At 61.3% G+C, this 21,239-nt stretch carries 24 protein-coding genes; 19 read left to right on the forward strand and 5 right to left on the reverse strand.

Going from position 1 to position 21,239, the window contains the following annotated elements; all coding sequences use genetic code 11:
* Positions 1–101 precede the first annotated feature (101 nt).
* The 18 genes from GK109_RS19935 (at position 102) to GK109_RS20020 (ending at position 16,114) form a co-directional block, all read left to right on the forward strand.
* The gene (locus tag GK109_RS19935) at positions 102–1,133 is read left to right on the forward strand and encodes a hypothetical protein (RefSeq protein ID WP_157242185.1); all 1,032 of its coding nucleotides are present in this window, start codon (positions 102–104) and stop codon (positions 1,131–1,133) included.
* Positions 1,134–1,350: 217 nt separating this feature from the next.
* Positions 1,351–2,592 (forward strand): AAA family ATPase, encoded by a 1,242-nt coding sequence (locus GK109_RS19940; RefSeq protein ID WP_157242186.1) that lies wholly within the window; start codon positions 1,351–1,353, stop codon positions 2,590–2,592.
* Between the two features lie 113 nt (positions 2,593–2,705).
* A complete protein-coding gene (locus GK109_RS19945) occupies positions 2,706–4,403 on the forward strand; it encodes a hypothetical protein (protein ID WP_157242187.1) in 1,698 nt (565 codons plus the stop codon).
* Between the two features lie 176 nt (positions 4,404–4,579).
* Positions 4,580–6,529 (forward strand): AAA family ATPase, encoded by a 1,950-nt coding sequence (locus GK109_RS19950; RefSeq protein ID WP_157242188.1) that lies wholly within the window; start codon positions 4,580–4,582, stop codon positions 6,527–6,529.
* Positions 6,530–6,626: 97 nt separating this feature from the next.
* Positions 6,627–6,863, forward strand: a complete 237-nt coding sequence (locus tag GK109_RS19955) for a hypothetical protein (protein ID WP_157242189.1) — start codon at positions 6,627–6,629, stop codon at positions 6,861–6,863.
* Positions 6,864–7,158: 295 nt separating this feature from the next.
* Entirely contained in the window at positions 7,159–9,951 is a 2,793-nt protein-coding gene (locus GK109_RS19960) for an AAA family ATPase (RefSeq protein WP_157242190.1), read from the forward strand.
* Between the two features lie 118 nt (positions 9,952–10,069).
* Positions 10,070–10,690: a hypothetical protein gene (locus GK109_RS19965; protein WP_157242191.1), complete on the forward strand. Its 621-nt coding sequence runs from the start codon at positions 10,070–10,072 to the stop codon at positions 10,688–10,690.
* An 87-nt stretch (positions 10,691–10,777) separates the two neighbouring features.
* The gene (locus GK109_RS19970; RefSeq protein ID WP_157242192.1) at positions 10,778–11,056 is read left to right on the forward strand and encodes a hypothetical protein; all 279 of its coding nucleotides are present in this window, start codon (positions 10,778–10,780) and stop codon (positions 11,054–11,056) included.
* 27 nt (positions 11,057–11,083) lie between these two features.
* On the forward strand, positions 11,084–11,281 hold the full coding sequence (locus GK109_RS19975; RefSeq protein ID WP_157242193.1) for a hypothetical protein: 198 nt from the start codon (positions 11,084–11,086) through the stop codon (positions 11,279–11,281).
* Positions 11,282–11,793: 512 nt separating this feature from the next.
* Positions 11,794–12,384, forward strand: a complete 591-nt coding sequence (locus GK109_RS19980; protein ID WP_157242194.1) for a hypothetical protein — start codon at positions 11,794–11,796, stop codon at positions 12,382–12,384.
* Positions 12,385–12,494: 110 nt separating this feature from the next.
* Positions 12,495–13,196, forward strand: a complete 702-nt coding sequence (locus GK109_RS19985) for a hypothetical protein (protein WP_157242195.1) — start codon at positions 12,495–12,497, stop codon at positions 13,194–13,196.
* Between the two features lie 2 nt (positions 13,197–13,198).
* Positions 13,199–13,483, forward strand: coding sequence for a hypothetical protein (locus GK109_RS19990; RefSeq protein ID WP_157242196.1), 285 nt, complete (start codon positions 13,199–13,201; stop codon positions 13,481–13,483).
* Between the two features lie 78 nt (positions 13,484–13,561).
* Positions 13,562–13,891: a DUF4031 domain-containing protein gene (locus GK109_RS19995; RefSeq protein WP_157242197.1), complete on the forward strand. Its 330-nt coding sequence runs from the start codon at positions 13,562–13,564 to the stop codon at positions 13,889–13,891.
* A 32-nt stretch (positions 13,892–13,923) separates the two neighbouring features.
* On the forward strand, positions 13,924–14,397 hold the full coding sequence (locus tag GK109_RS20000) for a hypothetical protein (RefSeq protein ID WP_157242198.1): 474 nt from the start codon (positions 13,924–13,926) through the stop codon (positions 14,395–14,397).
* A 166-nt stretch (positions 14,398–14,563) separates the two neighbouring features.
* Positions 14,564–14,947, forward strand: a complete 384-nt coding sequence (locus GK109_RS20005; RefSeq protein ID WP_157242199.1) for a hypothetical protein — start codon at positions 14,564–14,566, stop codon at positions 14,945–14,947.
* Complete coding sequence (locus GK109_RS20010) at positions 14,940–15,446, forward strand: hypothetical protein (RefSeq protein WP_157242200.1); 507 nt, start codon at positions 14,940–14,942, stop codon at positions 15,444–15,446. The genes GK109_RS20005 and GK109_RS20010 overlap by 8 nt, the downstream gene beginning before the upstream one ends.
* 84 nt (positions 15,447–15,530) lie before the next feature.
* On the forward strand, positions 15,531–15,860 hold the full coding sequence (locus tag GK109_RS20015) for a hypothetical protein (protein ID WP_157242201.1): 330 nt from the start codon (positions 15,531–15,533) through the stop codon (positions 15,858–15,860).
* Positions 15,861–15,871: 11 nt separating this feature from the next.
* Positions 15,872–16,114, forward strand: a complete 243-nt coding sequence (locus GK109_RS20020; protein WP_157242202.1) for a hypothetical protein — start codon at positions 15,872–15,874, stop codon at positions 16,112–16,114.
* Between the two features lie 25 nt (positions 16,115–16,139).
* On the opposite strand, the gene GK109_RS20025 is transcribed toward GK109_RS20020, so the two are convergent.
* Together GK109_RS20025 and GK109_RS20030 are read right to left on the reverse strand one after the other, a co-directional pair.
* The gene (locus tag GK109_RS20025) at positions 16,140–16,784 is read right to left on the reverse strand and encodes a hypothetical protein (RefSeq protein WP_157242203.1); all 645 of its coding nucleotides are present in this window, start codon (positions 16,782–16,784) and stop codon (positions 16,140–16,142) included.
* 113 nt (positions 16,785–16,897) lie between these two features.
* On the reverse strand, positions 16,898–17,911 hold the full coding sequence (locus tag GK109_RS20030) for an ATP-dependent DNA ligase (protein WP_157242204.1): 1,014 nt from the start codon (positions 17,909–17,911) through the stop codon (positions 16,898–16,900).
* A gap of 169 nt (positions 17,912–18,080) precedes the next feature.
* Here GK109_RS20030 and GK109_RS20035 point away from each other — a divergent pair, with 169 nt between their 5' ends.
* Complete coding sequence (locus GK109_RS20035) at positions 18,081–18,455, forward strand: hypothetical protein (protein ID WP_157242205.1); 375 nt, start codon at positions 18,081–18,083, stop codon at positions 18,453–18,455.
* 110 nt (positions 18,456–18,565) lie between these two features.
* On the opposite strand, the gene GK109_RS20040 is transcribed toward GK109_RS20035, so the two are convergent.
* The 3 genes from GK109_RS20040 to GK109_RS20050 form a co-directional block, all read right to left on the reverse strand.
* Entirely contained in the window at positions 18,566–18,943 is a 378-nt protein-coding gene (locus GK109_RS20040; protein WP_157243173.1) for an HU family DNA-binding protein, read from the reverse strand.
* Between the two features lie 111 nt (positions 18,944–19,054).
* The gene (locus tag GK109_RS20045) at positions 19,055–19,420 is read right to left on the reverse strand and encodes a hypothetical protein (protein ID WP_157242206.1); all 366 of its coding nucleotides are present in this window, start codon (positions 19,418–19,420) and stop codon (positions 19,055–19,057) included.
* A 30-nt stretch (positions 19,421–19,450) separates the two neighbouring features.
* Entirely contained in the window at positions 19,451–21,205 is a 1,755-nt protein-coding gene (locus tag GK109_RS20050; RefSeq protein ID WP_157242207.1) for a hypothetical protein, read from the reverse strand.
* Positions 21,206–21,239 lie beyond the last annotated feature (34 nt).

Consider the following 21,239-nt stretch of genomic DNA (forward strand, 5'->3'; position numbering starts at 1 on the left):
ACCCCAACCTCGACAAGACCCCCGTGCTGGCATCCGTGCAGTACGGGGGTCTTGTCTTTTTCAGACCCCTTCTCCCGCCGAACGAAAGCGTGCGCCCCAAGATGACCTCACTCGACCCACGGGCATGGTTCCCGCAGTTCTACGACAACCCCGCGATCCGCGCTCTGGCGACCGCCTGTCGATGGACCATCTCCGGTCAGCTCGGCGAGCTCGACGACGAGGACTCGGGCCGCAAGGCCCCGATCGACGTGCGCCACCTCCTCGACGGATGCAACGCCGGCTGTCGCCACGTCGGCCCGCTGCGCGGTGCGTTCGCCCTGGACTCCACCTGCCTGCTCCCTCTCGAGGACCTCACGGGCGCGCTGCCGAATGCGGCCAACGCCGCCTTCTACCTGCAGGCCCAAGCCGACGGCCTGATCGTAATCGACGTCGAACCGGGATGCCCGCCGGACGTGGCCGCGGACATCCTGCGGCTGCCCGGGATCCTCTACTCCGAGCTGTCCATGTCCGGCAAGGGATTCCACCTGATCGCGTCCCTGCCCGAAAACCTCCACGACTTTCCCGTGGCCGCCGAAAAGCGCGTACTTCGTGAAGAGCACGGCTGGTACGAGATCCTCCTTGACCACTGGTGTACCTTCACGCGGTCCCCGGTCCCTGACCGCATCGTCAAGCACGTCGCGGCTCTGCCCGCTCCGTCCGGGTTCTCCACTGTTGAGGATCTCTATGCGGATCTGGCAGCCAAGGCCCGGCCCAGCCTCAGCGTCTCGGCGACCGAGGTTGGCACCGACGGAGAAATGCCCGACATCCCATACGCCCAAGCCATCATCAATCAGACGCTGGCCGGATCCCTTGACCGCCTGAAGACCCCCGAGGACTTCGATAACGACTTCTCCCGTTGGGAGTTTTCCGTCCTCGGAGTGCTCTACACCGGGATGCAGCTTCCACTGCGCACCTATCGTTCCTTCGGGGCCGAATTCTCCATCGGAGACCAAGCCTGGCTGTTGTACCAGACCTCGCTCAAGGTGATCAAGCCCCGGCCCAAACACTCTCAGATGCGCAACGGCAGGCCGTTCCTCCTTGACCGTGCCGCTGCCCTGGTGGCAGCACGTGAGGCATCCGCAGCTCCGTGGTGAGTCTCTGGGGAAACGCCTGTCGGCAGGTGTTGTGGGAAGTACTGGATCGGGCGGAGCCCGATCGGGGATGAAGTGGCGGTGTGCAGCGGGGCTCCACCGCCACCTCCACCGGGCCTCGGGGCCCTGCTTCCGATCCGTGCATACGGCACCACATACCGTCCTCTCGTCTCTTTCTCCTGCTTGATCTCAGCTCGCCCACGACCAGAAAGACATCATCATGAAGTTCAACGACACCCTGACGACCCTCATCCAGCAGTCCCTCGAGGTCGGCGCGACACCTGCACTCATGGGCGAGCCCGGCATCGGCAAGTCCTCCTTCGTCGAGGCCCTGGCCTACTCGATGGGCACCAAGGCCTTCGTCCTGCCCTGCAACCAGCTTGCTGACAAGGCCGACCTCACCGGCGCGCGCCTGGTTCCGTACACCAAGAACGACGGAACCGAAAGCTTCAAGCAGGTGTTCTACCCCCATCAGGTCATCCAGGAAGCCATCGATTACGCACTGGCCAATCCGCGCGAATGGCCGATCCTGTTCCTCGACGAGATCAACCGAACCACCTCGGACGTGACCTCGGGCGCGCTGACCCTGGTGACACTGCGCCGCATGGGTCACATCGAGCTGCCGAGCAACGTCCGCATTGTCGTAGCCGGCAACGACAAGGGCAACGTCACCACCCTGGACGAGGCGAGCCTCTCACGCTTCGCGATCTTCCACGTGGAGCCCGACGCCGCGACGCTCATGTCCGTCCTTGGCGACATGAACCCCTGGGTGAAAAAGGTGCTCACCCAGCACCCGGGCCTCATCTTCCAGAAGTCGACGCCGAACGCCATCGTGGCCGACGGCCGCGACGACGATGATGACAACGGCAATGTCACCATGGCCGAGCTGTTCGACGGCGGCGAAGAGATGAACCAGCTCACCACGCCACGCACCATCGACTACCTCTCGCGGTGGCTGAACCGTGTCGACCGTCAGGAACTGGCGAGCCACCTCGCGACCCCGGTCCAGATCGACAGCCGCGACACCACTCTGCTCAACGAGGCAATCGAGGCCTTCACCGGGGACACCATGTTCACCACCCAGCTGGTGGCGACGATCGCCGAGGACCTTGCATCGAACTCGGGCGGCCCGACGCAGAACCGCGTGAACGTGCCGAAGCCGAACTGCTACGCGGGCCTCAAAACCGCAGGTACAGTCACCGACCTCGCCGCACAGATCGCGACCCTGACCCAGAACGAGGTCTCCGGATCGCTGCTGTACGCGTTGAAGGAGACCGATGACAACGCCCGGCTCATCGAGCAGCTGGCCCAGGCGGCGACGCAGATCGAACCGGAGCACACGCGCACGCTCTTCGAGCTGGTGACCACCGGACTGATCGACCGTCAGAACCTGGAGTCCTTCCTCGAGATCGACACTCCGATCGTCACCGCGGTCAAGCCGTCATTGTCGGCTTTCCTCTGAGCCGAACCCGGCCAACGCCAGCGTGGGATGCCCCGGTGCTATCTCCCGGGGCATCCCACGCCATCACCGATGACTGACCGCAGTCGCCTCAAACAGCAGAAGGAGATCTCAACATGACGATCACCGTCACGAACCAGAAGCCGGCGGTGCTCGACGCCCTGCACACGATCTCGTGCACCGGCGACTACGACCCCATGCCGGCCGTCCAGAAAGTCCTCATCGATCCACTGCTCGAACCGCTGAATCCCAGTGCTCCGGCAAGCATCACCGACGGCTCCGGCAAGGACATCACCGCAGACGTCCAGGGCCTCATCCTGCGCTGCCTCGGGGATTCGATGGACCCCAACGCCGAGAAAACAGCCAAGGAGCTGCTGGGGCAGACCATGGTCAATTATGACCAGGGCACACCTCTGCCTGTGGGGGAGTTGTTTGCTGTCCAGGCCGGACAGCGGAACAAGTGGCCCGCACCCTCAGCCCGGGTCCTCTACACCGCCCAAAACGACGTCATCCCCGCAGCCAAGGGACTGCTCGCAGGCTCAGCGGACGAGAGCGCGTTCTTCGCATCTGTGGCCTACGCGTACCACCCGAACACGCTCGGATTCTGGTTTCAGTCCTCGGCGGCATTCGACGGCTTCAAGATCTGGCTGAGCCAGCAGGTTCAGAGCATGGCCGGTGCCAACATCATGCCGCCGGACACTCTCCGACTGCTGAATGACTTTGCGAACCTTTCGCTCAAGGGCCTGACCGAGTCGCTGCTGCTGCGCAAGGACGACTCCGATGGCAATGAAGAATTTTCATTCGCCCGCCTGGTCATCCGGATGCTTATGAACTACGTCGAACAGCAGCGCAAGCAGACATCCACGGGCCAACCGCCTGCGGTCATCGACACCGGAATCATGCCCTTCACCCTCGGAGAGCTGTTCTGCCCGCGGTCACTGGTCCTCGTCAACGTCGAAGCCCATGCCCGGGCCACGTCCACGAAGGTCACCACTGAGTGGAACCTGATCAACCAGTCGCTGGCCTCGCCGGTCAAGGTCGTCTCCAATGCCTCCCTGTCCAAGCTCACCTCGCTTCCGCGCGCTGCAGCCAAGGCTGCAGCCATGGGCGCGAAGCAGCAGCCGGGCCAGCCGGGCTCACGATCGGCCCAGGTAAAGTTCCGGAAGCAGCCGCCCAGCAAGCTGGATCTGTTCAAGGACATCACCCGGGTGCTGCGCCGCATGGGTAAGGTCAACAAGTCCCAGAACATTTACCGAACGACGAAGACGACCTTCCTCAAGGCCAACCGTCGCAACCCGGACGACTTCAACAAGCCCGGCCGGATCACCTCGGTGCAGTACATGCCCGACCTACACATCTACATCGACACCTCCGGTTCGATCTCCGAGGAGAACTACCAGGAGGCGGTGCTGATGCTGATCAGGATCGCCAAGAAACTCAACGTCAACCTGTACTTCAACTCGTTCAGCCACATCCTCTCGCAGGAGACGCTGCTCAAGGTGGAGAACAAATCGACCCGGCAGATCTGGCAGGAATTCCGCAAGGTACCCAAGGTCACCGGCGGGACGCAGTTCAAGCAGGTCTGGGACTACATCAACGCTTCGCCGAAGCGCAAGCGACAGCTCTCGTTGATGATCACCGACTTCGAGTGGTCGCCGCCTTCCAGGCGCGAAGAGCACCCCGCGAATCTCTACTACGCGCCGTGCTCTGCCATGGACTGGAAGTACATGGTCCGCTCCGCTGAGGACTACGCCAACGCGATGCAGCACATCGACGCGAGCATTCGCCAGAAGCTGCTTGGCATGGTCATCTGACCCGGCCAACAGCTGTCCCCGAAGAGACGTCGATCGGCTTCATCCGGTCGGCGTCTCTTCGACCTGATTCCCAACGACTCTCACCTCATACCTACCCGTACCCCTTGCCCGGGATCCTGTGATGCGCCCACCCAGCGCTTCTTCGACCCAGGCGCATACCAAAGGAGGGACCCGAGATGGGCCTCAGCAACTTCACGTCGGGCTCCGACGATGACAAGAACAACAGCGGCGGCACACCTCCGGGCTTCCCGCCAATGGGTGCTCCCGCTTCCAGCAACAATCAGGACGACGACGTAGCCAAGGAGCTCCTCGTCGACTACAACGAAAAGTTCAAGAACGCCGACCCGACATTGTTCCGCGATGTGCTCATCGAGCAGGTCCTCTCAGTGCTGATCAGCAAGAACAAGCCGAATGCACTGCTCAAAGGCTCCGCCGGCGTCGGCAAGACCAGGATCGTCGAGGACATCGCCCGCCGGATCGAGCTGGGCGATACCCTCATCCCCGACCAGCTCAAGGGCCACACTGTCTACGAGCTGCCGATCACGAACCTGATCGCCGGATCCGGCATCCGCGGGCAGCTCGAGGAGAAGGTCCAGGCCATCGTCGCCTTCGTCTCAGACCCCAAGAACAAGGTCATCCTGTTCATCGACGAGATCCACCAGATCACCGGCGGATCCAGCACGGGCAGCAGCCATGAAGCGCGGCTGATCTCGCAGATCCTCAAGCCTGCGCTGGCCCGCGGCGACATGCATGTCATCGGCGCAACCACCTCGAACGAGTCCCGGGCCTTCGATGATGACCCCGCTTTCGCACGACGCTTCACCCAGCTCATCGTCGATGAGCTGACCGTCGAACAGACGCTCGCTGTCCTGGGGACCGTTCGCCCAGGCCTGGTGGCCCACTACAACCACAAGATCATGGTCGCCGATGACGTCCTGATCGAAACGGTCAGGATCGCCGAAGAGAACTCCCGCGCCGGACAGCACCGCCCCGACAACGCCATCACGCTGCTTGACCGCGCGATGGCAGACCGGGTCCTGGAACAGAAGAAGCTCATCGTCCAGGCCGAGGCCGCCGGCGACACCGCCCTCGTGGCAACTCTCCGGTCGATCCCGCAGGTGCCGCTCACGGCCAAGCGTGTCCTGGACGTGGCCAAGCGGCTGATGACCGGCAACGCGCAGCGCCCGGACTTCGACGTTGCGACACTGCGCGGCACCCTGATGAACCGCCTGCAGGGACAGGCCGACGTACTCGACAAACTCGTGGACCGTCTGGCCCGCGAAGAACTGGACCTGTTCCCGACCAAGACCCCTACGACGTGGATGCTCGCCGGAGCATCGGGGGTGGGAAAGACCGAGACGGCAAAGATCATCGCAGAGCAGATGACCGGCACCGAGCCGATCATCCTCAACATGACCGAGTTCCACTCCGAGTGGTCGACCTCCAAGATCATCGGGTCCCCTCCGGGGTATGTCGGATCCGACTCCAACCAGGAGCTGCCTTTCGACACTCTCGAATCCAACCCGCACCGGGTGATCCTGCTTGACGAGTTCGAGAAGGCTGACAAGGCCGTGCAGCGGCTGTTCCTCTCCGCATTTGACGAGGGGTACATCCGCAACGCCCGCGGTAAGCTGCTGGACTTTTCCAAGGCCCTGGTCATCTGCACGACCAATGCCGCAAGGGAAGCTCTCAGCGGCAGTCACATCGGGTTCGGATCTGCCCCGACGGCGGTCTCTCACAAGAGCCTTACGAAGGCCTTGAGTGAGCACTTCGACGCGGAACTGTTGGGACGGTTCTCCTTGGTGGTGGGATTCAACCCCATTGATGAGGAGACCTACCGCAACATCATGGCTGCTGACTACGTCCGCCAGCGTGAACGGATCCTGGACGTCAAGCCCCGGCTGGCGCAGGCTCTGCCCACGTCGATGCCTGACGACGAGGTACGCGCGGTCGCCGAGCGAACTTTCGTCGACTCCCAGGGTGCACGACCGGCAGGAAAAGCAGTCCGTGTCTGGATCGAGGACCGACTTCTCGCCGCCCAGACAGCTGCCTCCTCGGCTCCCGCATTGGTAGCCGCTCCGGTGATCGCTCCCTCCGAGGAACCGGAAACGTCGACCATCGACTGATTCGCGCTCCGATTCCTCGAACGCCCCTGCTCTGGACATTCCACGGCAGGGGCGTTCGTGCGGCTGCATCTCAAATTGCACAGGAAGAGAAGGCCTCATGACCGTCACTGTCCCCGCCTCCGGCTCGGCCCGGGAGCAATTGCTCCATAAGACCACCCAGCTCTCTGACAAGGCCCGACTTGGGGTCGCCGCCCATTCCGCGAGTCCGGCCGACTGCCGTGAACTCGCCCTCATGCTCGGCCTGATCGAGGTCGATCCTTCCGGATCCCTCGTAAAGGCCAATCCCTGGGAGATCGACAACGTCGGCTCCCCTTCGGGCTCACCCAAAGAGTGAGCCCGGCAATGGACGACCGCGCGCCTGGGTAGCGCGCGGTGTCCGGGGCTGCACGGCTGACGCCGGTGCCCCCGGACTCAGGGGCCTTAGGGCCCCTGACGGGTGGGTTGAGAGGAACACGGGAGGGCTCGTCGTCTGACGCGAGCCCTCCCGTGTTCAAACCTGCACCCAAACGACCCAACTGCTCGTCTACGAGCATTCGACTCATCACACGACTCTGTCACAATGGTTATACGACTCCCCAATCAAATCTCTCTCGACTCACCTATTGATCCGCCCGACGAAAGACGACACCATGCCTATCCTGCTCGATGACATCGACCTCTCCGCAGCTGCCGTCGCTGCCCAAAAGGCTGCCGACCCGAAGTTCTTCTCCTCGAAGCTGACCGGATCCGGCAAGAAGACCGGGCTGCTCAATGAGGCCCTGCGTCCGATCAACACTGCAACCAACACCGCCTACGCCATCGCGCGGGACATTGAGGTCAAGCAGAGCTCGACCCAGCACGAGATCACGACTTCCACGGTGCCGCTGGCCCCGATCACGCGCCGAGCGCTCCTTTCGGGCGGCTCCTTCACGCTGCCGGTGCCACACGTTGACGACCGCTTCTCCGTCGATGTTTCTGCCAACAAGATCCAGGACTGGGACGTCGTCTTCGACATGATCCCGCAGGGCCTGACCCTGTACGAAGACAAGTCCGGTGACAAGATGGCCCGCGACCTCGTCATCCAGTACCGCATGGAGCTTTACTTCTTCAAGCAGGGCCTGGTGGAGCCCGAGCGCGCGACCTCGGTCGCCCACTCGAACGGATACGGCAACCACGATGCTGCCGTGCTCCTGCAGTGGGACACCAGCCCTTCCGAGAACGCCCGTGATTTCATCGAAGACGTCCTCGCATCGGCAGGCCTGACCGCCTCAAACCTCGACGAACTCGCCGAGTGGATGGACGAGTACCCGATTCACGAGCGCATCACCCGCCTCGCCCAGGTCTGGGACTCCGAAGCGATTGCCGACGAGGTTTGCCAGTACGTGCTGGACATGCCGGCCAGCCCCAGCGAAGAACAGCTGAACATGCTCGCCGTGCAGCTTCGCTACCTGGAGAACTACAACGTTCCGCTGGAGGCTTACCGCCGGATCCACCAGCAGCTGGACGCCACCTTCTCCGAGCAAATCGCGGCGAAGCTGTCCAAGCAGAACCTGAGCCTGCTGATGAACCACACGCTCGACCACCTTGACCGGATGAAGAGCCAGCTGGTGACCCCGACACAGCCGGTAACGCCTCCGGTCCTGCCGGCGCACCTGTCCAAGCAGCAGCTTGACGCACTCACCACGCATGAGCCCCTGGTGATGACCCAGGCCGGCGCGGGCACCGGCAAGTCCACGGTGATCCTCGAGCGCATCAAGTACCTCGAAGCCTGCGGGGTCCCCGCCTCGGACATCACGGTGCTGAGCTTCACGAACGCCGCGGCCGACAACATCACTGAGAAGAACCCGAACGTCGGCTCGATGACGATCGCCAAGAAGATCATCGACATCTACTCGATGAACCACCCGACCCACAAGGTCTCGGCGATCGACACGATCATCAACTCGATCGACATCTTCTACCCGAACAACCAGTTCGCAGCGACGTTCCGTCATCGCCTGCTGGAGGTCGACCAGAACAAGACCGGCGCGTTCACGGCACTGAACACCTACGTCGAGAACCACTTCGACGAGGTGATCGCGCTGCTGGACCAGATCCAGCAGACGTCCCTGGAACTGCAGATCATCATCTGCTACCAGAAGATCGACGACATGGTCGAGCCTGCCCACGTGCAGAGCAAGTACCTGATCATCGACGAAGTCCAGGACAACTCGGTGTTCGAGTTCATCTACGTGCTGAAGTACATCACCAAGCACGCACAGTCGCTCTTCATCGTCGGCGATGCCAGCCAGACGCTGTATGAGTTCCGCTCGGCCAACCCGAGGGCGCTCAACACGCTGGAGGGCTCGGGAGTCTTCGCGACCTTCCGGCTCACGACCAACTACCGGAGCAACCAGGAGATCCTTGACTTCGCCAACGTCGTGCTCGGTGGACTGGAGACCAACCAGTTCGCCAACATCCAGCTGCAGGCTAACTCGCTCGCGGTCCCGACAGCCGATTCCTTCCAAGCGAAGGTCAAGCTCGACTACCGCGAGTTGCCTCGGATCGGCACCTTCGTTACGCAGGATCTGCAGCCAATCGTGCGCAACACGGTGATCCCGGACTACGTCCAGGGTTGCCTCGACCGCGGTGAGCAGGTGGCTTTCCTCGCTTACTCACGACGGGAGGTCGCGCTGATCCAGGAAGTGCTCGAGAAGGCATACCCGAACAAGCACGTCGCATCGCTCGTCAGCGACCGGGTCTACGCCACGGACATCTTCTCGAAGTACATCAAGTTCTACTGGAACGACGTCCTGCAGGTCCAGCCTGCCAACGCCTCGTTCGTGGTCTCCCAGGGGATCAAGGACAACATGGGCAAGCTAACGAAGAACGCTGGCAGCCCTGCCGTGGAGAAGGCCATTCTGCTCACCATCTCGCAGTGGTGGGTAGAGAACAGCGCCACGATCAACGGCTGGGTCGCCCTGTGCAACCAGGGCACGCTGCCGCACAAGGCGTTCTTCGACCGCCTGCGAGACAACCTCCTGGGATTCGAGATCGCTCGCAACCAGCAAAAGCTGAACGTGAACAAGCAGAAGAACCAGGAGCGCAAGCGGAAGAACCTCGAGTCCAAGGCCGATCTCGTCGTCTCGACGATCCACGGTGCCAAGGGTCTCGAGTTCAACAACGTCGTCGTCCTCTACAAGGAGGACACGCAGATGAGCCAGGACACCAAGCGGATGTTCTACGTCGCCTTTACCCGCGCCATGAAGAGCCAGTACGTGCTCTCCTACGGCACGGTAAAGAACCCGCCGATTCAGAGCAGCTACGAGCAGATCGTCAACGCTCTGACCGAGCGCGACGAGAAGAACGCCTTGCGTGCCCAGGGTATCGACCCGGACCTCATGGTCGACGACGATGCCGCTGGCTCCGTCGGTGATCAGCTGCCGGTCCCCGAGGCCGTCTGACCGATGACCGCAGAAGGCGCGGACGCTCCACTTCCTCCCTGACCGGGGAGGACGGAACGTCCGCGCCTTCTTCTTCGCACACCCCTCTTGATCCACCGCAGCTTCGAAGGAGCATGCCATGACCACCATTGGAACCCAGGTCGACTCCGACGAGCTCGTACCGGGCCCCGACACCACCTACGACCTAGTCATCTGTCACAACGACAGAATCATCTTTCACGACCACTACCCATCACCTGCCTTTCGGCTGCGTATGTGCGAACAGCTGCTCACGGCCTCCGACGTCGTGGCCGGCGTGGTCGATGCTGCCCGTGCGAACGAGATTCACGAGCTGTACCAGTCCCACGTATCGCAGTGGGAAACCGCCTCCGATGCCGTCGTCAATGCGATCTCCAAGCTCTGCCGCCGCTGGGGTGTGCAGATCTACATGAGCACAACGAAGAAGAAGACTGCTGCCCCCGCTGTCCTCTTCTCGGTCGTCACCCAATACGGCCCCGGACAAACCGTTGCAGAGCACTTCCCGACCCGTCAGGCCCGCCGCGCCAGCCTGATCGAGCGTGCCGAGTCGTTCTTTGACGCTCCTGGCCACATCCCCGAACGCGTCCTGTCCGACGACCAGCGCCTCGCCGCCCTCGTTGCGACCTTCCTCATGCCGGCCACCGTCATCCTCACCGAGTCAGCCCTCGACGACGCCGACAACGTGTACAAGCCCTCAGGTCGGCCACTGCCGATCATCTGACCCCACGAAGGACCGGCTCGATCCCCAAGCCGAGGGCCTGGACAGGCCACCCATCGATTCGACCACCACCTGCCGGAGTGACCCGCCATGACCGTGACCGCCATCCAGAAGCCCGAAAATCCGTATGTCAAGACCTACGCCGACTTCGTCGAACAGACCAAGGACCACGACCTGGTCATCCTGCACGACGATGGTCTGTACCGCCACCTGCGCGTCCAGGCCCCCGGCACCCGCATGTGGAGCTGGGACGTCACTACGTGGCCCGGTCACCTCGCCACCAGCGGTGACATCGCCGACGGCCATGTCTTCACCCGAGAGCCCGACATGCTCGAGTTCTTCACGATCGCGGGCCGGAGCGAAGGATAATACTCCGATGGCGCACCAAGCATCGACGTGCGCTACTGGGCCGAGAAGCTCTGCGGCGGACGGTCCCACGAGGTGAAAAAGTACGACCCCGACATCTTCTTGCAGCTGGTGCGCGAACACCTCGAAGAGAGTGAAGCCCTCGGCGACGAAGCTCAGACCATTCACGAAAAGCAGCTCGCGCTCGTGAAAAGGTCCACGAGCTGCGAGGCCTCGACAACGAGGTGATGCAGACCAGCCTCAAGGCGTACTGGGCTGCACAGGAGAAGGTCAGCCATAGCGGCGCATTCGACACATATACCCTCGCTCGCTCAAGCCGTGAAGACCTTACGAAGCCCGGAACGAGGCCAGAAACCACCTCTGGAGCACCGAGGGCATCTCCGACGAGCAGCACGACAGGCTCATCGAAGAGTTCGACTGGTATGAAATCGGAGACACCGAGATCGCTGAGCAGTCGCCGGCCACGCGCCGCCAGGAAATCCTCGACGACGCACGCTGGCATGCCGACAGTGAATCCGAGGCACACAAGTGGCTGCAGGAGAACGAGGAACACGTCGGCTCCGACACCTGTGAATGGAACCTGCGGGAATACGACATCCACTTCCTGTTCACCTGCTACGCAATTGCTCTGACAACCACCCTCTGGCGCGAACACCTCGCCAAACAGGAAGTGGATGCTGCATAGCACTGGCCAGTCGAGCCGAACTCTTCCTTCACCCCGGAACAAAGGAACAGCTGTCATGCCCCACGAGACCGTCGATACCCAGCGCTTGGACCAATTGAAGAAACGGCTCATTGCCGCCACCGGGTCTTCCGGTTTGACCTCGTTCTACGACGGGAAGATCCACATGTCTCTCGACGAGTGGGAGCGTCTTGTCAGCTCCATCGAAGGAGCCCGCCAGGAACTTCAGTCCCGCGAGCTCCACCACTTTGAGGAGGAGCAGATCTCGGCCAGGGCTCAGGCGGTGCTCGATGAAGCCCGGAGGCTTTGCGAGAGCGTCGAATTCAGAGTCCCCGGCAAGCACGAGACCTGGGACGCTTACCATGAAGGCCGATCTGCTCTCTCCGACGAGATCCAGCAGATCCTCGACCGGACCAATGAACCGCACGCCGCGACACACGAACGCATCAATACCGCGTTCAACCGAGCCGCCGATGAGGTTCTCGAAATCGCCCGGGACGACGGCGACGAGCTGCTGCGCGACGCAATTAACCTCGTCGTCAACGCCGGGCTCCACTTCCTGGAGCACCCAGAGGCTTCGCTCGAGGACGCCGCCTCCGAGAATTACGACAACGACTTTGCTGAGGAGCTCCTGGACTCGCTGCGATGACCTCGCCGAGGGCCGGGATGCTCACTCCATCGGAGTGATCGTCACACAACACATTCGCCTAAGCCGGGCTCCCGCCACGCAGCCAACCCTCTAATCCACAAGGAGACCCCATGGGATCCAGCATGCTCACCGCCACCATCGCCGTTCCCGCCAACCGCGAACAGCCGCCGGCGTTCGAAGTCGGCCGCCAGATGATCAACGAGATTATCGACGTCGACCTCTTCGCGTTCGATGACCCGGAATCACAGCTCGAAGAACTCGTTGAAGACTTCGACCCTGCGGTGCACCTGGACGCAGACGGCTTACCTACCTTGGAAATCACCCGGAAGACCGGCCTGCAGATCATTGACGCCCTCGAAGAAGCGCTCAACTCCAGCGAAACTAACACCATCACGATCGCCGGCTACTTACTCCACATCTCGGGCGGACTCTCCGGCGGCGACGCCTCGACCGAAGCGGCCGATGCCATCTGGAACGCGTACTACCTGCCCGAAACGGTCCTGCAGGCCATGGGCTTCATTCGGGACTACAGCAAGCCGCTGTCCCGGACCAACGGGAACCCGGGAGAGACTACAGACACTGACATCGTCGACGCCATCGCGCTCGGGCTCGGCACGAAGCCTGAGTGGTCAGGAGCGGACGAGCTGGAGTGGATCGCCAACGCCATCGGTTTTGTTCGGCCGCACCCCGGAGACCGGGACCCGCGTGAGTACCACGAGGAATTCATTGAGCAACACGATTTCGATCCGATCCAGGACAACTTCCTCACCGGTTATGTCAGCAAGTACGACGACGAAGGCGACGAGGGATAACCATGGCCAACACGACCTTCATTCTCTGCGAATGCTGCACGCTCGTGCTGGTGAACGACGACGAGTCCGGCTGCCGGGACTTCCACGGCCACAAGCACGCCCCGTTGGACGTACCGCCCGGCACTGCCATCTCTCAGGGTCCACACACTTGGGACGGCAGCCTGGAGCTGACCTGCCATGGTCATGAAAAGGGACTCATCCAGCCCGGTGAGAACTTTTGGGTCGCCGAACTCCAGACCGAACAACTGGCCCGCACGTCCCCACTCGAGGGAGCAACCCATGACTAAGACAGCAAAGGTGGTAAGCCCCGGCACCAATCCGCTCTTCGGCTCCGGCATCCACCAGCTGCTGAAGAGTGGTGCGGAATGACCGTCTACGTTGACAATGCCTACATCCCGGCCAAGGTCCGCTCAGGTTCCTTCGTTCATGACTCCCGTTGGTGCCATATGACCGCGGACAGCACCGAGGAACTGATCACCTTCGCCGTCGGACTGGGACTGCAACCGAAGTACATCCAGCACCGGGGAACGTGGAAGGAGCACTTCGACGTCACCGAATCAAAGCGTCGACTGGCAGTGACAAAAGGTGCCGTTGAAGTCTCCTACCGGGATCACGTAATGGCGATGGCCCAGCGGCGAACAACTGATTCCGGGACGAAGGACAAGAAATCAGTCGAACCTCAAACTCCTCAATAACGGAGTTGTCCTCACCAGAAAGAATAGAGATTATGACCTCGAGCAGACCTGCTGCCGTCATCGTCGACATCGACGGGACAGTTGCTACGCACACCCTGCCCGACGGTAGCCTCATCCGGCCTCACCACGAGTACCGGCTCGTCTCCTGGGACCTTCCCAACCAGCCGGTGATCGACACCGTCCGCGCACTGCGTGATGCCGGATTCGAGATCTTGTTCTGCTCCGGGCGGCCCATCATTGAAGACCACGGTGTCAACATAGGAAATGCCACCTATGCCTGGCTCATCGAGCACGTGGGGGAGTGGACCGCCCGAGCCCCGTTGTACATGCGCGGACAAGGCGATTCAAGGCCCGACGACATCGTCAAGACCGAGATCTACGAGACATTCATCCGCAGCCACTACGACGTCCGACTGGCACTTGAGGACCGCCCCAGGGTGATCCGTGCTTGGCAGGCTCTCGGCTTGCCCGTATTCGACGTAGCCCCGGAGTCAGGCGAGTTCTGACCCGCACTCTGGCTTCAGCCCGTGCACCGACCCCGTTGGGGGTCTGTGCACGGGCTTTGCTTGTTCCTCTGAACATTCCACACCTCTCGAATTCCATTGCCGAATCACCGGGAATGGTCATATACGAGACACTGACAAACCATTCCACCCCGAATAGACTGGAACCATGACTGACGACAACGCCGCCACTGACCAGCCCGACACGACACTCCCAAAGTTCTCCGTGAACGTCGCTCCGACCGAAGGAATTACCGCAGCGCACCTCGGTTCGCTGATCGAGCGCTATCGCGCCGGTGAGACCGAGCCATTGATCTTCGGTGACGACAACGTCCCCGAAGCCGCGATCATCCCGTTCGCAGCCTTCGTCCGCCTGCTGAAGCGCGACCATGCAGACGCTGTCCGCCAGGAGCACGCCTTCCAGTCCGAGCTTTTGCACCGTATCCAGGATGCTGACGCCTCCGAAGACCCGGGCATAACGCTCGATGAGCTCGGCGATGAGCTGGGGGAGCCGGCCCGATCCATGCTCCGCAAGGCGCGTGACGATGACTAATGGCCTGCGCATCAAGGTCCATCTCACACCAGGGGCACGCGGCGACATTGAGCACCTGAACCAGCGGGCGCTCAAGCATCCGCACGGCAAGGACGAAGCGTTGCTGGAGGCCACCATCGTGATGCTGCACCGGCTCAACGGACGCCGCCACCCGACCAAGCCGCTGGATTACAATCCCCATTTCGCAGACCTTTCAGACTGCGATACAACCTACGTCGGAGCCGACGCCTACGAGAAGCCGCCGCTGCGGATCGTTTCCCGGGACATCCGCCCAGAGCAACCCGATGGAATCACCCGGCGCGAAATCGTCGCCATCGGGGCGCGTCGGGACAGCGAGGTCTACAAAATAGCCGGCCAGCGACTCGGACGCCCCATCGGCTTCACCTTGGACCAGCTGGCAGCGCAGCGTCAGCCGACCGCCGGGCAGAACCGGACACCGCGCGCCGGCCGGGGCGTCGACGAGCCCTTCTCCACAGAGTCGGATCTTGTGTTCGACTGACCATTCAAACGTCGTTTCTGTTCATTGCTGAGTGCTTCTCATAGATTGAATTGACTGATCATTCGATGTGGGCAGGATAAAGCAATGAACGAGCAAGAGACTGAACTTGAGCCAGAGGCGCAGTCCGGGCATGACCAGAACTCCGGCCAGGAGCGTCGTCGAGGACTGAGCCCCCGGGCATCGCTTATCGTGCGACGCCTGCTTGCCCTCTCGATCGCCGTAGGCATCGGATACGGAATCTTCCATGTGATCTTCCGTACTGATGTCCTCGATCCGGTGCTGGCCTATGCCCAGCCCCTCAAAAACGGCATCGACTGGGTGCTCGAAGACCCGAGGCGGGCCTGGGCCGCACTCGCCGTACTCGTCATACCCCACATCGGCATGTACTACCTGCTGTTCGAAGACCGGAAGTAAGGAGACCCACCATGTTCAAAAGCACACGGGCAATCGTAGGCCTCTGCCTGGTCGGCGGGGTATCACTGGCAACCGTCATCGGCTGGATCACCGGATTCTTCAGCCGGGTTGCGGCCTTTGTCGGCGGCCTATGGACAGGATTCACCACCTGGCTCAGTTCGCCCTTCGGCTGGGATCACGTCATTGCCGGGGCGGGCGTGCTGCTCATCCCTGTCGCTATCCTTGTCGCGATCTTCATCGTGGTTGACAGCTGAATATCAACCATTCCTGCATGTTCGACTAGGAGGAAGGATGGATGAGCCGGTCTGGGGGAGCAGTGGTCTTTCCCAGTTGCGGAGCTCCAGTGCTATCAATCCAGGTGACTGTGAAGGTGACGCCCTCTTCAAGACCCTTCTCCGTAACCGCACCCTCGAACTGTCTGCCAATCGCATCAAAGGTCTCGTTAGGCCAGGCGGAGAGCTTACCGATGCTGAAGTACTTCGGATCGGCTTCAATCCGAACATTACGGACGGGCGCTCCGTTGTTGTAGAGCCAGAACGAGCCGGGCCACTGCGTCGCCTTTACAAACCAACTGGGCCAACCAACACGGCTCCTCTGTAACTCAATTTCCTGGGCATGATCGTCATACCCATCCTTCATCAACTTCTGCCGGTCCTCCGAGGTAGTAAGTTTTAGCCCCCAGATTCGCTTGGGGAGGCGCACCCATACGGCTTCCCGCCAGCCCTGAACCGCGAAACTCTTTACAAAGAGGACCAGGACCAAGACAGCGCCCGCAATCCACAAACCGAGGCTGAGACTTTCTTCCCAAGTCTTTCCCTCTGCCCACTTATTCCAAAAGAAGCCGATGATCAGTACACCCACGGGTCCAAAGGTTTCGACACCCATATTTGACCAAAAGCCACTCTTTGATTCCTTATTACTCACGAGTGCAGTGTAGGACCCAGACGGGATCCGGCATGGCTTGAAGTGAATGCGGGCGTGTCAGAGGACAAGCGTGATTGAACTGCAGCAAGCAAGGCATTTTCTGTCTGCGGCTATTACTCCCGCTCGAAGTCTGCCGGGAGGCTGACCTCATCCGGCTGCAAATCCGGCCGGACCCGCACGAGGCGAACCGAGTGCCGAAAGGCCTGACCCGACCAGGCGACGTCGGCTGAGACCTCCGCAACCAGAGGTTCCACCAAAGTCAGACGAATCTTGCCGCATTCCTTGGTGAATCTATCCAGCAACCTCTCGCTGATTTTTTCCGGCCATGGATGCTTCCCCTGTGGCGGCCGAAGGTAGCGGGCCAAATCCCTTCCGGCACGAGCCGACAGGGGGCCGGATCGGCCGACAATCCGCAATCGTCCATGCAACGGCAAACCCACGACCACGCCTCGCGGCTGGGTTGCCGGACCTATGACCGCAGCAACAACAACATCTACAACATTTCTGCTTTTGACCTTTAGCCAGATGCGCCGTGGTTCATAAGTTTGGGCCTCACCCTTGACCAGGATTCCTTCAACGCCAGTGGCCGGCATTTCTTGGAGCCAGGTCTCCGCCACCGCCCGGTCCTTGGTCACGGGCGACAGATTCAATGGCGGTACCCATTCACGCGCCAGCTCTTCCAGCAAAGTGCGTCGGTCCCGGAACGGCAATCCGCGGATATCATTTCCGGCCACGGCCAGAGCATCAAAAGCTATCAGCGAGGCCGGACTCTCGTGCACGAGCGCCGGAAGTGCTGCTTTGGCCGTCACCAGGCGAAGCTGCAGCGCATCGAAATCCAGCCGGTCTCCAGACCACACCACCAGCTCACCATCAATGACACAGCCCGGTGGAATCTGCTTACCCGCAGCAGCCAAAACGTCCGGAAAGTATCGGCTTAGATCCTTGCCTTGCCTCGAGTACAACCACACGTCCCTCAAGCCGACAAAACATGCTGCGCGGAAGCCATCAAATTTCATCTCGAAAACGGAACCGCCGGACAGCACATCCCCATGCGGAATCGACTCCACGGCCTTCGCCAGAGCGAGGTCCACAGGAGGGTGCAGCGCAGCAGGCACACCTTCAAACATTCTGGGCACAGCGTAAACCCATCCCGCCAAGGCCGAAAGCGGCGTACCGCAGCAAAACAATGGCCCGTGACTGTAATCCGGGATAGCAAGCTACAGAACGTCACAGCGAAGCTGTGACCGGGTATTGCTCCGACCAGGGAAACCAACCACGTCCGAAATGAGAGCTGTCATGTCCACTGAACCTGCTCTGATCCCCATCAATACCGTCGGCACTGCCGGTGGCAAACGGTACGCCGAACCCACATCACAACAGATCGAAGATGCGGCAGCTCTGATGTTCCTGGCGGCAACCCGGAAAATTCTGCGGACTCAGGAGCACATTCGGGATGTGCAGCTGGAGCTGGAAGTGACCTACACGGTTCACAACCAGCGCAGCTACCGCGTGCATGCCACTACCCGTGCAGGCGAAAGCATCACTGGCACTACCGGTCATCATGTCCATCCCGCAAATGGCACGCCTGAGACGGCCGCTTGGAGTATTGCCCGGGAAATCCGCAACGCAGCGACCAAACGCCGTCAAAAGGCAGCCATCAAGCTTGTCTGAATCGCATCGATAAACCACGGCCAAGAATGGTCGTGCCAGCACAGAAGAACCCCGGTGATGCATTGCGCATCACCGGGGTTCTTCTTTTTTATCCGCCTGTTTCACGTCGTCTAAGACGCAACCTCGAGCAGGCGCTCTTCCGCCTCGTCGAACTCGTCCATCACCCCGTAGATCTCCGGATCGGTCAGGGTGGTGCTGTCATCTGAATCCAATCGGCGGTTGATGCTGCGCGACGCAGAAAACTTCAGCACCGAATAGTCATCGACGTCCTTCTTGCCAAAGCGGACCTTGTGACCCTTGTGCGTTTGTCGGCAGAAGCGACCAAAACCGGTGAGCATCACAATATCTCCACGACGGACCGAGTCAGTCAGCTCTCCGATCAGGGATTCGTACACCTCACTCACGATCCGGATTGGCTGTCCGCTGCGGCTGGCCACCTTCGAAATGAATTCACGCTTGCTGATGCGCGGATGCCCCGTCGTCTCCATGCCCACACCCTGTCCTTACGTCCCTCGTGATCCGCTTCTATCTTGAATATCAGTCTATCCGACACATATGCCTATCGGAAAGCTATCGATAGGTCTATCAAGACCAGTTGACTAGAGCTCAAAGTCCGGATCGATAGATTCCCTGGCGTCCTTGTACTCGTAGTCGACCGATTCGATAATGGACCTCGTCTTCGGGTCGTGGCGCGTATTCACGATCTTGTCGTGCGATTCGTCGAACCGCTGCTGGTCCGCGATCCTGTGTGCCGCGTTGAGCTTTGCGTTGATGTTCTTGTCGCCGAACTCCATCATTGAGCCAACCGAGGACTTAGCGCCCTGCTTGGTCGCGTTGACGGTCGACTTGTTCTGAACACGCTGCTGCTCCCAGCGGCTCCGGTCCTCTGGCGTGATGTATCCAAACATCTGCGCGAGTCGCGAGCCGTACCGCTCCTGTTGTCCCACCTGCTGATCGTCGCTCATGGTGATTCCTTCCTATTGTCGGTCTGCCGCCTACGCCGGCTGGTACTCGTCTGCCCCGCGCTGCGCCCCTGGCCCGTCACCTTCATGCTGGGCCGAAGGACCGGGACCCTGGCGGAAGGGCTTCGGCCGCATCCGCTGTTCGGCGAAGAACGCCGCCGGGTGATCAACCGCGTCGCGCATCCGGCCCTGCCAGTCCTCGCCGAGAGCCAGCCTCAATTCGTGTTCGAACTCCGGGTCCTCCTTGTTGATCTGCTCGACTGCGTCGACATACGCATTTGAATAGACCCGCTGCTGCTCCTCGTCCGGGATGCCATCGATGTCCATGCTCGCGAGCATGATTTCGGACTGATCGAAACGCTGCTGCAGGAGAGGATCCAGTCCGCTGGTATCAAGGCCCTGTTTTTTTGCGGCGAAGCCGACCATGTAACCCATCATGCTTCCCGCCAGCGCCTGGCGGCCGCCCTTGTTGACACCGTCAAGCATTGCGGCCTTCATGGTCTCTGCCAGCTGGACCTGATGCTCATCCGCCTTCATCGGCTGGCGCAGGGTAAACATGCCGTCTGCCGGGATCCTGCGGCCGAGGTGATCGTCAAACTCGCCGGTCCACACCTCGCGCACGCGGTCCGTCCCCGCCATGCGCTCCTCGTGCGGGGGAGCCTTGACGATCCTGCCGTGGGACACACCGTTGAACATCAGACGCAGCTCCGGTTCTGATTCCATACGTTCGCCGATGATCATCCGTGCACGCTTGACGACCTCAGCACGGTCCAAGCCGTCCTCGTCCATCTGGCCGCGCAGCCGCTTACGCATTGCCTTGTAGCTGGCATGAATCTGCTTGCTGTCCTGTTCGGGATCACGCATCTTCCAAAACGCGTTCTCCATCAATGCAACCTCTGTCATTGCCGCAGAGTCAGGTGTGAACGTCTCGCGGCTGCCCCGGTCACGATGTTCCATCTTCTCCATGCGGCGCTGCCACTTCTTCGACAGGTAGTCCGTGCGGTCGTGCTTCTTGCCCTCCCGGCGTGCCAGGAAGTCCTGGTCACCGGCCAGATCCGGATTCCTGTTCAACTTCGACTCGGTGCCCAGGTCGATGACCCGGTTGTACTGCTCGGCCGAGTTCTCAGCTCCAGCCCTGGCCGCCCTGGTTCGGGCGTCCATGCGCTCGTGGATCTTGTCCTTGAACGGCTGCAGGTACGACTCCATCTCGTTCTTGAAGTCCGGGGAAAGCATCCGCATTGCCATCATCATGCCTGCGGCCTGGATGACCGAGTTCGGATTCACGCCGCGCGTGAGGGGCTTGAGGCAGCTCTGCATCATCATTTGCATGTAGACAGCGTGCATGGCGTTGAATTCGTGTTCGCGCTCTTGGTCATTGAACCCGGGCACGAGCAGCGTGGAATCCCGGAGGGTCTCCATGTACTTCTCACCAGCCAGCTTGGTTTCCGCGCGAAGCTTCAGCAGCTGTTCACGCTCGTCGAGGCCGTCGCCACCGGAGGCAGCACGCTCCTCGTCAACTCTGCGCTGCTGCTCCCGGCCATCGGTGGTTGCCCGGGTCCTCGCTCCGAAGAACTCGCGGGCCCGGTCCCGCAAACGCTCGCGCCGGGCATTGGCGGAACTCTGCGACTCCGTCCCGTCAACGAACTCGGCATCGACGATGTCCTCGTCCGGCCAATCTGCCGGTGCGGCCTCCTGCGACGGCCGCACCGGCTCTGCGGGCAGAGGGCCGCCACGACGGTCCTCCACACGGTCCGCGGTGCCTGAATAGACGTTGCCGGAACTATCCACCGGCAGAGCCTTCCTGGCTCGCCTGTTACCGCTT

The sequence above is a fragment of the Pseudarthrobacter sp. GA104 genome (assembly GCF_009741265.1).
GTDB lineage: Bacteria > Actinomycetota > Actinomycetes > Actinomycetales > Micrococcaceae > Arthrobacter.

Excerpts from the sequence above, each read along its gene's own strand:
- GK109_RS19935 (WP_157242185.1), top strand. The coding sequence starts at position 102 with ATGACCTCACTCGACCCACGGGCATGGTTCCCGCAGTTCTACGACAAC.
- GK109_RS19940 (WP_157242186.1), top strand. The coding sequence starts at position 1,351 with ATGAAGTTCAACGACACCCTGACGACCCTCATCCAGCAGTCCCTCGAG.
- GK109_RS19945 (WP_157242187.1), top strand. The coding sequence starts at position 2,706 with ATGACGATCACCGTCACGAACCAGAAGCCGGCGGTGCTCGACGCCCTG.
- GK109_RS19950 (WP_157242188.1), top strand. The coding sequence starts at position 4,580 with ATGGGCCTCAGCAACTTCACGTCGGGCTCCGACGATGACAAGAACAAC.
- GK109_RS19955 (WP_157242189.1), top strand. The coding sequence starts at position 6,627 with ATGACCGTCACTGTCCCCGCCTCCGGCTCGGCCCGGGAGCAATTGCTC.
- GK109_RS19960 (WP_157242190.1), top strand. The coding sequence starts at position 7,159 with ATGCCTATCCTGCTCGATGACATCGACCTCTCCGCAGCTGCCGTCGCT.
- GK109_RS19965 (WP_157242191.1), top strand. The coding sequence starts at position 10,070 with ATGACCACCATTGGAACCCAGGTCGACTCCGACGAGCTCGTACCGGGC.
- GK109_RS19970 (WP_157242192.1), top strand. The coding sequence starts at position 10,778 with ATGACCGTGACCGCCATCCAGAAGCCCGAAAATCCGTATGTCAAGACC.
- GK109_RS19980 (WP_157242194.1), top strand. The coding sequence starts at position 11,794 with ATGCCCCACGAGACCGTCGATACCCAGCGCTTGGACCAATTGAAGAAA.
- GK109_RS19985 (WP_157242195.1), top strand. The coding sequence starts at position 12,495 with ATGGGATCCAGCATGCTCACCGCCACCATCGCCGTTCCCGCCAACCGC.
- GK109_RS19990 (WP_157242196.1), top strand. The coding sequence starts at position 13,199 with ATGGCCAACACGACCTTCATTCTCTGCGAATGCTGCACGCTCGTGCTG.
- GK109_RS19995 (WP_157242197.1), top strand. The coding sequence starts at position 13,562 with ATGACCGTCTACGTTGACAATGCCTACATCCCGGCCAAGGTCCGCTCA.
- GK109_RS20000 (WP_157242198.1), top strand. The coding sequence starts at position 13,924 with ATGACCTCGAGCAGACCTGCTGCCGTCATCGTCGACATCGACGGGACA.
- GK109_RS20005 (WP_157242199.1), top strand. The coding sequence starts at position 14,564 with ATGACTGACGACAACGCCGCCACTGACCAGCCCGACACGACACTCCCA.
- GK109_RS20010 (WP_157242200.1), top strand. The coding sequence starts at position 14,940 with ATGACTAATGGCCTGCGCATCAAGGTCCATCTCACACCAGGGGCACGC.
- GK109_RS20015 (WP_157242201.1), top strand. The coding sequence starts at position 15,531 with ATGAACGAGCAAGAGACTGAACTTGAGCCAGAGGCGCAGTCCGGGCAT.
- GK109_RS20020 (WP_157242202.1), top strand. The coding sequence starts at position 15,872 with ATGTTCAAAAGCACACGGGCAATCGTAGGCCTCTGCCTGGTCGGCGGG.
- GK109_RS20030 (WP_157242204.1), bottom strand. The coding sequence starts at position 17,911 with ATGTTTGAAGGTGTGCCTGCTGCGCTGCACCCTCCTGTGGACCTCGCT.
- GK109_RS20035 (WP_157242205.1), top strand. The coding sequence starts at position 18,081 with ATGTCCACTGAACCTGCTCTGATCCCCATCAATACCGTCGGCACTGCC.
- GK109_RS20040 (WP_157243173.1), bottom strand. The coding sequence starts at position 18,943 with ATGGAGACGACGGGGCATCCGCGCATCAGCAAGCGTGAATTCATTTCG.
- GK109_RS20045 (WP_157242206.1), bottom strand. The coding sequence starts at position 19,420 with ATGAGCGACGATCAGCAGGTGGGACAACAGGAGCGGTACGGCTCGCGA.